The 12323-nt window shown below is 64.4% G+C and carries 8 protein-coding genes; 6 read left to right on the top strand and 2 right to left on the bottom strand.

What is annotated here, in order from left to right:
• Positions 1-56 precede the first annotated feature (56 nt).
• Genes Pla175_RS10420 through Pla175_RS10410 form a run of 3 tightly spaced genes read left to right on the top strand, consistent with a single transcriptional unit; the run spans position 57 to position 7064 of the window.
• Entirely contained in the window at positions 57-3281 is a 3225-nt protein-coding gene (locus Pla175_RS10420; RefSeq protein ID WP_145283931.1) for an outer membrane protein assembly factor BamB family protein, read from the top strand.
• A gap of 22 nt (positions 3282-3303) precedes the next feature.
• The gene (locus Pla175_RS10415; protein WP_145283929.1) at positions 3304-5577 is read left to right on the top strand and encodes an ABC transporter substrate-binding protein; all 2274 of its coding nucleotides are present in this window, start codon (positions 3304-3306) and stop codon (positions 5575-5577) included.
• A complete protein-coding gene (locus Pla175_RS10410; protein ID WP_145283927.1) occupies positions 5577-7064 on the top strand; it encodes a hypothetical protein in 1488 nt (495 codons plus the stop codon). Before Pla175_RS10415 ends, Pla175_RS10410 begins: the two co-directional genes overlap by 1 nt.
• Here the strand turns inward: Pla175_RS10410 and Pla175_RS10405 are convergent.
• Both Pla175_RS10405 and Pla175_RS10400 read right to left on the bottom strand, forming a co-directional pair.
• Complete coding sequence (locus Pla175_RS10405) at positions 7045-8403, bottom strand: serine/threonine-protein kinase (protein WP_197527407.1); 1359 nt, start codon at positions 8401-8403, stop codon at positions 7045-7047. The genes Pla175_RS10410 and Pla175_RS10405 overlap by 20 nt on opposite strands.
• Before the next feature lie 55 nt (positions 8404-8458).
• The gene (locus Pla175_RS10400; protein WP_145283923.1) at positions 8459-9166 is read right to left on the bottom strand and encodes an RluA family pseudouridine synthase; all 708 of its coding nucleotides are present in this window, start codon (positions 9164-9166) and stop codon (positions 8459-8461) included.
• A 34-nt stretch (positions 9167-9200) separates the two neighbouring features.
• On the opposite strand from Pla175_RS10400, the gene Pla175_RS10395 reads away from it, so the two are divergent.
• From Pla175_RS10395 to Pla175_RS10385, 3 genes are all read left to right on the top strand, one after another.
• Entirely contained in the window at positions 9201-9812 is a 612-nt protein-coding gene (locus Pla175_RS10395; protein WP_145283921.1) for a Maf family protein, read from the top strand.
• A gap of 51 nt (positions 9813-9863) precedes the next feature.
• Positions 9864-11090: a formylglycine-generating enzyme family protein gene (locus Pla175_RS10390; RefSeq protein ID WP_145283919.1), complete on the top strand. Its 1227-nt coding sequence runs from the start codon at positions 9864-9866 to the stop codon at positions 11088-11090.
• Positions 11091-11355: 265 nt separating this feature from the next.
• Positions 11356-12135: a 3-keto-disaccharide hydrolase gene (locus Pla175_RS10385; protein ID WP_145283917.1), complete on the top strand. Its 780-nt coding sequence runs from the start codon at positions 11356-11358 to the stop codon at positions 12133-12135.
• Positions 12136-12323: the final 188 nt, after the last annotated feature.

Here is a 12323-nt window from a genome sequence, read left to right as displayed (position 1 = left end):
AGTCGGGCGACGCATGCAACCGGAAGCGCGGCCCAGACCGGGCCGAGAAGAGGCACATGACCGCTGAAGAACTGATCGACGCGCTCGAAGCGGCTAAGAAGCTCCCCGAACCGATGCTCAAGCGGCTGCGGCAGAAGTTGGCCGCAAACGCGAATCCCCCGTCGGGAAGGTCGCTGGCCAAGTTCTTGGTCAACGAAGGGCACCTCTCGAAAGACGAGGCCAAGAGCATCCTACGCGGTCCGGAGACGGAGCAGGTGGACCTCGCCGCCTTCGACCCGCTTGGCGGCGGACTCGACACGCTCGGCGACGCAGGCTTGGGCCCCGAGCCCGCCGATGCGGCGATCGACGAGAAATCCAGCAAGGGGAAGAAGAAGTCGTCCGCCTCCAAGGGAAAACGCAAGAAAGCTAAGAAGAACGAGTTCGACTCGCCGCTAATCCTCATTGGAGGGGGTTCTCTTGCGTTGTTGTTGTTGGTAGGCGGAGCAATCCTGTACTACCTCAACAGTGAATCGGGCGACGCACTCCTGTCCAAGGCGACTGAATCGTTCGAAGCGGGCGCCTATACGCAGGCGATTGATTTCTACAACCAGTTCACCACGAAGTTCCCCAACCACCCGAGCGCCGGCCAAGCCAGAGTTCAATCGGTGCTGGCGAATCTTCGGCAGAAGACCGGCAGCAACGACAAGATCGCCCTGCAGGTGGCCGCCGACGAACTCCCCAGGATCGAGGACGAGCCGTACTTCAACGAACAGGACCAGGCGAAAGCCGAGCTGTCGACGCTGCTCCCCAAGATCGCCCGCGGCCTGGCCGAGAAAGCGGACACCGCGGGAACGCAGGAAGAAATTGAGAGTTTCGTAGAGCTCTCCAAACAAGCGATCGGGCTCTCAAACAACACGAAGTACGTGCCCAGATCCCTTCGCGACGAAGGGGACTTAGAAGAGACGCGCGCGATCCTCGATCGGATCGCCCGCCGCCAAACCGCTCTGGACGCGCTCAGCAAGACCATCAAGTCGATGCAGGACGCCACCTCCAATGGCGACATACGTGGCGCGTACGGAATGCACGCCGAGTTTATCAAGGCGCATCCGGAGCTGATGGAAGAAGGGGCCCTCGCTGAGGCGATCGCGGCGGCGTCTGCGTCTGAGCAGGGACTCGTGCGTTACGAAGCCAAGCCCAAAGAGTCCGCGAAGGAGGAAGGCGCCACGCCGCTGGAAGCCGTGCTCGCGCTTGCCGACCGTCGCGTCCAGGGCGTGGCGCCCGCCTCGGGCCCCGTCGTTGTTGAGTTCTCCGGGGTCCTGTACGGGCTCGACAGCAAGGACGGTCGTTTGCTGTGGCGCCGATACCTAGGGAGGCCCGAAGCCTCTGTTGGATTGGTGCGCACGGCCGACGCGGTGTTGGCTTGGGACGCGATCGCCAACGAACTGCTTAGCCTCGAGCCGGCGACGGGCGCGTTGCAATGGAGGCTGCCGGTCGGCGAGCCGATCCTGCGGCCTGCCGTCCAGGCGAACTTGGCCTTGGTGACTCTGCCGTCCGGACGTGTTCTAGTTGTGAACCTCGCGTCGGGAGACCAAGTAGGCGAAGTGCAGTTCCCGCAAGCCGTCTCTGCCCCCGCCGCGTTCGACGGGCGCGGCGAGCGGATCTACGTCGCCGGCGAGCAATCGAGCGTCTACTCTCTGGACGCCAAGAGCTTTGAGTGCCTTGGAGTGTATTACTCAGGCCACTCGCCCGGAAGCATCGTCGCGGCGCCAACCCCGATCCTCGACAAAGTGATGCTGCTTCAGAACATCGGCGCTGCGACCTCGCGTGTGCGTGTTCTCAGCAGCGACGACCAGGGGGCGATTGGCGAAGAGCTCGACAGCTACCGCATGAACGGCCTGGTGATCGAGCCGCCACACGTCTTTAACCGCCGTTTCGCCGTGGTGTGCAACTCGGGGGAGATTACTGTATTTGAGACCGCGGCCGGGAGCTCCGCAGACCCGCTCACGGTGCTCGCTGTCCGCGAGCCGGCGTCGAACGAGCGCTCGAGTGGCGCTTCGGCAGTCGTCGAAGGCAACCTGTGGGTGGCGGACCGTGGCATCACCAAGTACGCAATCGCCCCTTCCGGCAAGCGCCTTCCCGCGCGAACGATCGACGCGCCTCTGATCCGTGATCGGTTCGTCGGTGAGATCCTATCGCTGGGCGACGTCTTGGTTCACTCCCGGCGTCGCAGCGGAACCACCGGGGTAACCGTCGCGGCGGCGGACGCCGAGTCAGCCAGATTGTATTGGGAAACCGACCTCGCGACGGCGCCCGCGGGGCCCCCGGTCGCGGTCGATCAACCACGTGGGATCCTTCAGGCCGCCGCGGACGGCCGCGTGTTCTTCTTCGACCGCGACGCCGTTGGCAGACGCATCCTTGACACGTCGCTCCCGGCCGCAGCGGAGCGTCCCGCCCAGCCACTGGAGTTCTTGACTGCAATCTCGGCCGATTCATTCGCGGTCTCAGCGGGCGGCTCGGTCTCGATCAATACGATCGACCTAACGAATCAAAAGGCGCCGGTTGTCTCGGGGTCGCTGCCATCGCCCCTTGCGTGCGAACCCACCCCGGTGTCGGGGGGTTGGATCGCACCGCTCAAAGTCGGCCAGGTCTTCCTGCTCGGAAAGCAAGGAGCACAGCCTCTGGGAACGCCGTTCCAGCCGACGATTCAGCCGGGAGAAGCCTACGCCTGGCTCCCAGCCGCGGCCGGCGATGGGGTGGTGGTGGTCACCGATGGCGTGCAGAACATCCACTGCTTGGCCATCGATTCTGGCTCGCTCAAAGCGGTTCAACGGAGCGATGTTGGTCCCTCCCCCATTGTCGGGCGGGGAGCGATGCTCGATCGCGTCGTGGCGTTCCCGACTCAGGGAGGCCGATTGATGCTGCTCTCGACGCCTTCGCTCGAGAGCGTCGCCGACCCCGACCTGGGGTCCCCGGCGGTTTGGGGCCCTTACGCCGTGGGGCCCGGCCGGTGCGTGGTCGTCTCCGCAGACGGCGAGATGGCGGCGGTCGATGCCGATGGGTCCATTGCGTGGCAACTGCCCCTTTCGGGCGGCGACCTAACCGGCGCGCCCGCTGTCGAGGGCGATTCGCTGCTGGCCACCACCAAGGACGGCCGTTTGATAAAGGTCAATCTCAATTCTGGTGAGCTTGCTTCTCAAGTCTTCGTGGGGCAACCCATCGCGTCCGGACCAACCATGATGGGCCCCCGCGTCCTCATCGCTGCTGCCGATGGCGCTGTCCTGGTCATCAGCCCCCCAAAGTAGCGCTATGCGCTAGTTCCTGACGATGGTTTCACAACCCACGATCCCGAAACGGCTGCTCTGCACGATGGCGGCATGCCTCGCGGCATCCGTTGCCGCGGGACAACAGCCGTCACTCATCGAGCAGGCCCCGTTCGACACGATCGTGCTCAAGGCGGGCAACCAGCAGCTTCGTGTAGCACCGCTCGACTTTCCGAATCGAATCGTGCCGAGCCCGTTCCCCGGGGGCGCACTGACGGTTCAGTGGCTCGACCGTCCCGGTCAGCCGATCGAGATCGCTTGGAACAGCATCCAGAAGATAATCATGTTTGAAGACCTGCTTCTTGAGCAGGCGGAGGAGATGATAAGCGCAGAGAAGTACGACGAGGCCTTCGACTACTTGGCGCGCCTTTACCTACGGTATCCGAACGCGTCCGGCCTCGACGCGCTTGCCCAACGCTTCCTCCAGCGCGACGCCCTGGCGGCGTTCAAGGCGGGGGAGCACGACCGGGCCCTGGCGGTGCTGATGAGCCTTCACGATCAGAACCCTGCGTTTCAGGGTCTTGCGAGCGCCGTCGACGTGGTGGGCGACAAGCTGATCCAAGACAAGCTGCGCGACAAGAAGTTTGGGGCTGCTAGACGGGTGCTCGACGTGCTCGACAAGCAGTTTGGAGACATCCAGCCAAGTGTGATCGCCGCCTGGCGCGGTCGGTTTGAACGAGCCGCTGAAGCCAAGGTCAAGGAGGGAGCCAGCCTGCTGGCGGCAGAAAAATTTCAAGAGGCGCGCGCAGCCGCTGGGCAAGCGCTCGCGATCTGGCCCGACAGCAAGCCGGCCCGTGCGTTGTTGGACGAAGTGCAGCGTAGACACCCGACGATCGTTGTAGGGGTTCTTGATCGCCCCGCGTTGGACGCCTCGCCGCGACTCGACCTCCCCGCCACCACCCGTGCCGGCAGGCTCGCCGTGTCGACCCTGACCCAGCTCAGCGACTATTCTCCGGAAGGGGGAATCTACCGGTTCCCGCACGGCAAACTCGCTCAGAACGAGACGGGGCGGAGGCTTACCTTTGAAGTGAGCCCCGCGGAGCTGGAATCGGGCTACCGCCTGGACGGGCTCGCCCGCAGCATTCTCGAGTCGGCCGAACCGGGAGCGGACGCGTTCCGTTCGGGCGTTGCACGACTGCTTTCGGGGGTAGCGGCTCCAGAATCGGACCTAGTTGAAGTGAGTCTGTCTCAATTGCACGTCCGACCCGAGGCGGTGCTAAGCGACGTACCGCTAGAGTCACACGACTCGCATTGGGTCGACGCCGACCCGACGCGTTGGTCGATGGACCGCACGTCGGGCGCCGGCGTAGGGGGGACCATCGAGGAATTGCTGTACGACAATGAGCAGGCAGCGGCTTCTGCTCTGAAGTCTGGCGAGATCGACGTCCTTGCCAACATCATGCCGTGGCAGCTTGGGCAGTTCCGCGCCACGCGCGAATTCTCGGTCGGGTCGTATCGGCTGCCAAAGATCCACGCGCTGATCCCGTCGACAAGCAGCCCGCTCATGGACCAGCGTGAATTCCGTCGTGCGATCGCCTACGGCATCGATCGCCAAAGAATCCTTGGCACGGTGCTTCTGGCCGGTCGGGAACGCGATGAGCCAGCCTTCCAGGTGATCAGCGGCCCCTTCCCAAACGGCTTGTCGATCTCAGACGGCGTCGGGTACGCCTACAACGACCGCGTTCGACCACGCGAGTACCAGCCGCGGCTGGCCGCGTTGCTCGCTCGATTGGCGTGGGTCAATCTCCAAAAGGCCCGGTTGGTTGAGGCGGGAAGAGAACCCGATGAGGCGGACACCAACACGCCGATCCCTACGCTGCGACTCGCCCACCGAGACGACCCGCTTGCGACCGTCGCGTGTCAAACAATCCAGATCCAATTGGCCGCGATCGGCATCGAAACGGAGCTGGTCAAGGTGACGGAGTCTGAACTGCTCGATGGATCGGCCCAGTACGACTTGAGGTACGCCGAACTCGCAATGTGGGAGCCGCTCACCGATGCGCGTCGGCTGCTGGGGCCCGACGGAATCGCGGGCAGGTGCAGCGATCCCATGTTGCTAGAATTGGAGAAGCTAGACTCCGCGCGAAACTGGAACGAGGCGTCGGCGGCGCTCCAGTCCGTTCACCAGCTCGCTTTTGGCGACCTGCCGGTAATCCCACTGTGGCAGGTCATGGACTACTACGCCTTCCGGCGGGACATCCGCGGCCTCGGAGAACGCACTATCTCGCTCTACGATTCCGCGCCTACGTGGCGGAAAACCGCCCGGGGGACGCCGTGATGCAGCGTCTCCATAACGCCTATCTAGCAGCGTGCGCGGCGGCCGTTGCGCTCGCAGCGACTTCGGCGCCGGCCGCCGACACCGGCCGCTTTTGGGAGCTCACGCCCTATCAGATCGACATCGTGATCGCCGCAGACCTGCAGGGAGCCAACGCGGAAGCACTCGCTAAGGCCGTCGTCGGCTACGTTGAACGGCGTATCGATACCGCGATCGGGCCACTTTGGTCGGCGACCGTTTCCCTAGCCGAAGGCGCCGAACGCCACGCCGTGCTGAGCGCGTTGCGGTCGGGTAACCCAACCGCGCCACCCGGGCTGCGTGAGGACTCAGACAAGTGGATGGTTATCGCGGTCTGGGAAGATGGCGCCGGGGTCCATCTGGCGGGCGCCGAGCAGGATCGGATCCTCAACACTTGGGGCCGGAGCCGATCGGCGGACCTTTCTTCGGCCAACCAGCTCGGTGAGGCTGTATTTCAGTTGGCGTGCGACATCTTTGCGCCGATCGCCACGTTTAGCATTGACAGTGACGACCCGAACCGGGTTGAGCTCAGCCTGCGCGGCGGTCAGCTCTCGAGCCCGACGCCGCTGTCTCGCTGGGTAGGGCAAGACGACGTGTTCCGCACCGTCCTGATGCAGATGGATCGATCGGGCCTGCCGGTGGAAGGGGGAACTCAGGAAGTCCTGTGGACCTATCTGGTGACGCGGGCGCAAGAAGGCGCGCCCACAGGCGAGTCGGAGAACGCAGCCCCAGAGGACGAGAGCACATCAATTGTTGCAGACGTCTTCAGTCACACGCGGCGGCCCTTCGGCGTCCGCCGCCGGGGCAGGGTGGATCAACTTGCAATCCGACTACCGCGGACGAAGGGCCCCTCCGAGCTACGGCTTGTCTCACGCGGCGACTCGCCCAGGCCGCTGGTTGGCTATGAAGTTTTCGCCCAAGACGGGACGGACCCAGAGAAAAAGTCGATCGGCAAGTCGGGCCTAACCGGCGCGATCGCGGTGCCGCCCGGAGAGTCCCCCATCCAGACCGTCTGGGTGAAGAGCGGCTCACAACTAGCCGCAAAGATCCCGATCGCCACCGGCGCCGATCCGCTGATCGTCGCGCCGTTGCTGGACGAAAGCAAGCGGCTCGACGCCGAGGCCCGCCTCGGCCTGTTGCGGGAACAACTGATTGATCTCGTCGCGCTCCGCACGATCTTCGCTGCTCGGATTGACAAGGCGATCGAGGCGGGAGACCTAGACCAGGCCAGGGGGCTGCTCCTCGAGTTCCGAAAACTACAAGGGCGCGCCGAATTCAATGCACGGATCGACCGCGAGGAAGAGCAGTGCAAAGCGGACGACCCCGTAGTGCAGCAGCGCATCGATAAGCTGTTCACGGACATGAAGTCTGTTCTTGGCGCGTTTCTCGGAGGCGATGACATCAACAAGCTTGAGCGTCGCCTCGATCGAGCGAAGAACAAACCCGCCGAAACTACCGCAGCCACGCCGTAGCCAACGCGGCAATCCCGACCAGCCCCGCGGCGGCCACAGCCGCCGTGACGGTCCAGCGGACCCCGCGGTCGAGCGGAGCTTCGTGGGTCTCGGACGGCTTCGCGTCGGGCACCGTCTCCTGATCCGCAGCGCACACCGGATCGGTCCCCTGACTGGCGACATCTGGGCGGGCGTTCGAACCGTGTTGCTCCACGGCCGAACTGTCACCGGCCGTCTCGTCCCAGGCAGAGTCTTCTCGTTCGTCTGGCGCCGCCGTCCGCCGCCGGAGCGCGACGTCGACTACACGCGCAACGCTCGCCTTGGAGCCCGGCGTCACGAACGGCAGCAACGCCTCAGCTGCAGCGACCGCGGTGGGGGTGCGACGGTTCTCGTCTTTGTCCATCATGTTCCAGAGCGCCGCAACGAACGCTTCGGGGAGGTCGCTACGGAATGCGCCGGGCGACAGGGGCGCCTCGTTCAGGTGCCGACGGGCCTTTTCGGCATGGTCTCCGCCCGGGTACGGCACTTTTCCGGTGATGGCGTAGTAGACCGTGCACCCTAGCGCGTAGACGTCGCTCACCGGGAGCACGCGGTTGGGCGTGCGGATGGATTCGGGCGCCAAGTAGTCCGATGTCCCCACCACACGGCGGCCCGTGCCGGCGCCTTGATCGGGGGGCGTCGCATCGTCCAGCCGCCAGGCCAACCCTAGGTCGGTAAGCTTCACGGCTCCCTGAGGCGTTACCAACACGTTGCCGGGCTTTACGTCGCGGTGCACCAGCCCTTTGCGGTGGGCGTACTCTAGCCCCTTGGCGGCCTCAACGCCGATATGCGCTGCGGCCTCAATCGGCAACGGACCGAACCGCCGCACGAGCCGCCGAAGGTCCAACCCTGGCACGTACTCCGAAACGAAATAGTGCGCCCCGCCGTCGGCGCCGGCGAACGTCACGCGGACGAGGTTGGGGTGGTCTAGCTGCGCCTGCGCCCGCACTTCGCGTGCGAACCGCGCAACCGCGTCGGGAGTTGTCTTCCGTTTTGGCAGCACCTTGATCGCTTCGATGCGACCGAGCAGTTCGTGCTCTGCCTGGAACACGTCTCCCATTCCCCCACGCCCGATGGCGTCGTGGATCAGGTAGGGGCCCAACCGAAACCTGCTACGCCCCTCACGGAGCTGCTCGACCTGCCATGCATTGAGGTCGCCCGAGTCGACCAGAAGCTTGGCGAGAAGCGCTTCGTCCAGATCGGCCACCGTGGCGTGTGCCGGCAACCCCTGCGCTACGACCTGCTCGAGCCTCTCGGGGGCGATCAGGCCGCTACTCACCAGCGCTCGGCAAAAGAGCGACTGTTGCAGTGGCTGTACCATCGTCAAACCGCCTAGTGGGTGGATGCTTGATAATAGGATCCCCCCCATCGGTACGTCAACAATTGTCGACGCCACAAGGCAAATCCCCCAACAGGATCAACCGCGGCTTCATCGCCCCCAACAACCCTCGCCAACTCGTTGGCGGGGCGACCGATAGCTCCAGCGGCTCGTGCCGAACCGGATGATCGATATCGAGTCGGTAAGCATGCAGAGCGATGCCGGCCGCTAGGGGCCGGTCGCTGCCGTACTTACGGTCGCCGACAATCGGCCACCCCGCCGCCGCCAACTGCACTCGGATTTGGTGCTTTCGGCCCGTTTGCAGCGTCACGCGGAGCGCGGCAAGGCCGTTTCCGCGGGCCGCCACTTCGTAATCAAGTACCGCCAACTGGGCGCCGGTCGCTTTCTCGCTGGTCGTGTGGACCCGACGGTGGCGCTCGTCTTTACGGAGGTGGTGTTCCAGCCGACCGCTCGGTTCTGGATCGCCGGCAACTATCGCCAAGTAGTGCTTTCCCACGGTGCGGGAGCGGAACGCCTCGCACAATCGGCCAGCCGCCTTTGACGTGCGGGCCAGCAGCACGACCCCCGTCACCGGGGCGTCGAGGCGGCTTACGATCCCTAAGTAGACCTTACCGGGCTTGTCGTACTTGGCCTTGATGTAGGCGCGAGCCTCGGCGAGCAGCGACGGGCGGTCTTCCGCGACCCCCATCGTCGGCAGGCCCGCAGGCTTGTTGACGGCCAGCAGGTGGTTATCTTCGAACAACACGTCAATCACCAGTGCGCTACCCCGCTCCGAATGGATGAACTCTCGACCCCTGATTCTAGCCAGTGGCTCGCCGCGCCGCCGCGATCTGCTTACCGAGGCCGGCTACCTGTTTCGGGTGGTCCCGCCGCGCGACGGTGCCGAACCGCCGGGGCTCTGCAGCGGGTGCGGCCCGGCCGAAACCGTCGCCGACTTGGCCCTCCGCAAGGCCGCTGATGTGGCGGACCAGCTTTCCAGCATAGAGGACGATCCCCTGCTGCTGGCGGCAGACACCGTAGCGGAATGCGGCGGGGCGATCTTGGGCAAGCCAAGAGACGAAGATGACGCACGCCGTATCTTGCTGCATTTGAGCGGTCGCCGGCACCGGGTCTACACCGGCGTCTGCTTGCATGATCTTCAGTCGCCGCTCGACTCCCTGGTAGCGGTCACCGAGCTGGAAATGGACGTCCTTTCCGACGTTTGGCTCGACGCCTACCTGGCTTCCGGGCAGTGGGAAGGCAAGGCCGGCGCCTTCGGGTACCAGGACGATCTGGGCGTGATCCGGATCACCAGCGGCGCAGCGTCTAACGTCGTAGGGCTGCCGATCGAGGACTTGGCGCCCAAACTCGGGCGGGCCGGCTGTTTCCCTGCCCGGACGGGCCAGCCATAATAAAGCCTCTACACAAAGCTCCCCGAACACCCGCTTGGGCTCCCCGCAACCATGACGCTTCGTTCCGCTCTAGTTCCGCTGACAGTATTCGTCGCCGCCTGCGCAGGATCGCTGACCGCCGAACCCGCCCCGGCAGCGCCTGACCGGCTGCCGCCGGGCGTGGTTGCCGAGAAGCCCGCCACAGGCCCGTTTGTGCCTTGCGAACTGGGGTTCATGGTCCCCTACGAGGCGACGATCCCCGGAACGACCGCCAAGTTCTCCATGATCCCCATCGCCGGCGGCGAGACGTCGGTCGGCGGCCCCGACGCGGGGAGCGCACGGGTTCGGCTGGAGCCCTACTGGATCGGCCAGCACGAGGTCACTTGGGCCGAGTACCAGCCGTTCATGGATCTGAACAACCGCTTTGCCGCGCTCCAGTCGCTGAGGCGCCAGACGGAAGAGGCCGACCCGAAGGCTACGGCCGCGCTCGCATCGCGGTCGGCGCTCCGCGAGGCCGCGGTCGCGACGCCAGAATTAGTGGATGGGGTGACCGCGCCGACCGCGCTCTATGACCCTAGCACCACCTATCAATCCGGCGAGGGGCCCGATCTGCCGGCTGTCACGATGACCCACTTTGCCGCGGCCCAGTACTGCAAGTGGCTCAGCAGCCTGCTGGGACAACCCTACCGACTCCCCAGCGAGGCGGAGTGGGAACTAGCCGCCGGCCCGAGCCCCCCCGAGGCGATCGACGACTACGCCTGGCACATTGACAACGCAGAATGGGAGGCCCACCCGGTTGGTCAGAAGAAGCCGAACGCTAAGGGCTTGTACGATGTGTTCGGAAACGTTGCCGAGCTGGTGCTTGACGAGGCTCGCGACCGACAACTTCCCGCGGGCGAAGTTGTCGACTGGAAGGCCGCCGTGGCTTGGCCCGATTCCAAAGACCCACGGATCGCCAAGGGGGGCTATTGGGACGCCGAAGCCGAAGAAGCGAACGTCACCGGCCGGTTGCTGACAAGTGAAGACGACTGGAAGCAAGAAGACCCCAACATCCCCAAGAGCCCGTGGTGGTATTCGGACATGCCCTCGGCGGGCGTTGGCATGCGGTTGGTGCGCCCCCTCAACGCAATGACGCCTGAGGTCGAGCAACTGGTTTGGAATGCAGACACCGACGATATCCGCTCCGATGTCAAATTCCGGCTGGAAGAGGGACGTGGCAAGCTCGGCCCGGTTTCGCCGCGACTTCCTGAAGCATTCCAGCAGCTCGACAGCCCGGAAGTCCAGGCATTGCTACGATGAATAAACAGCCGACTTGTCACTCAAACGGTTTCTTAGAGGCTGAGCTTTTGGAGGAGACGGGCAAGGTAGGCAACCAGTCTGCACCCGACGCGGAGTGGATCGGTTACCAACGATCCGCGACGGCTTTACCGACTCCCAGCAACTCTTGTGCAAAATCGCCGCGGCGGCGGCGGTGCGCAATATCGGGTGGTCAATTCGGGACGTTGCTGGCCACGTACGTTCGTCCTTCTAGGGCTTCTTCTCCTTAAGACTTCTGGAACGAGAAATGACGCTTTTCAAGATCACGCTGGCGGTTGCGGTCACTATGACGGTGGCGGGCCCGGCCTCGGCGGAGCAGGCCTGGGAGCCGCTATTTAACGGGAAGGACCTTGAGGGCTGGACCGTCAAGATCAAGGGCTACGACGTGGGGGAGAACTACGCGGAAACGTTCCGCGTGGAGGATGGACGGCTGGTCGTGAACTACGACAAGTACGAGGACGGCTTCAAGGGCCGGTTCGGCCACCTGTTCTACAACGAGCCCTTTTCGCACTACCGGCTCCGTGTCGAATACCGATTCGTCGGCGAGCAAGCGCCGGGCGGGGCGGGGTGGGCCATCCGCAACAGCGGCGTCATGATCCACGGGCAATCTCCTGAATCAATGCGCAAAGTCCAAGACTTCCCCGTTTCGCTCGAAGTCCAATTGTTGGCAGGCGACGGCGTCCACCCACGGAGCACCGGGAACCTTTGCACGCCGGGCACCAACGTCGTCTATGGTGGAAAACTTCACACCGACCATTGCACCAGCAGCTCCAGCGACACTTACCCGCAAGACGAGTGGGTGAGCTGCGAGATTGAGGCGCACGGCGGGCGGCTGCTGCGGCATCTGATCAACGGAAATCCTGTAATCGAGTACAACGACGCACAGCTCGACCCGCGTGACGCCGACGCCGCGCAGCTCATCGCTGGGGGCGCAGCGAAGATGCTCACCGGAGGCACTATCTCGCTGCAATCGGAGAGTCACCCGGTCGAGTTCCGGAAGGTAGAGATTCTGCGGCTCGAGGAATAGGGGACGGTCGAGAGCTCGGTCCCTTCGGTTGGCACGAGGATCAACGACCCATGCGAGCACAAGCGCAGACCGGCGAAGTCGCTCGCAAAGGCGCGTAGACACAAAGAGTCCGCTCTATTGCGAGAGGGGTTTCGGTGTTCGAGGTCTGCCGGTTGCGTTCAGTCGTTGGAGTTTTTGTAGTGACGGTC

The sequence above is a fragment of the Pirellulimonas nuda genome (assembly GCF_007750855.1).
GTDB lineage: Bacteria > Planctomycetota > Planctomycetia > Pirellulales > Lacipirellulaceae > Pirellulimonas > Pirellulimonas nuda.
This window is presented reverse-complemented; position numbering and strand designations above follow the sequence as displayed.

Coding starts and splice junctions, on each gene's coding strand:
- Pla175_RS10410 (WP_145283927.1), top strand. CDS start 5,577: ATGCAGCGTCTCCATAACGCCTATCTAGCAGCGTGCGCGGCGGCCGTT.
- Pla175_RS10405 (WP_197527407.1), bottom strand. CDS start 8,403: ATGGTACAGCCACTGCAACAGTCGCTCTTTTGCCGAGCGCTGGTGAGT.
- Pla175_RS10395 (WP_145283921.1), top strand. CDS start 9,201: ATGAACTCTCGACCCCTGATTCTAGCCAGTGGCTCGCCGCGCCGCCGC.
- Pla175_RS10415 (WP_145283929.1), top strand. CDS start 3,304: ATGGTTTCACAACCCACGATCCCGAAACGGCTGCTCTGCACGATGGCG.
- Pla175_RS10385 (WP_145283917.1), top strand. CDS start 11,356: ATGACGCTTTTCAAGATCACGCTGGCGGTTGCGGTCACTATGACGGTG.
- Pla175_RS10420 (WP_145283931.1), top strand. CDS start 57: ATGACCGCTGAAGAACTGATCGACGCGCTCGAAGCGGCTAAGAAGCTC.
- Pla175_RS10390 (WP_145283919.1), top strand. CDS start 9,864: ATGACGCTTCGTTCCGCTCTAGTTCCGCTGACAGTATTCGTCGCCGCC.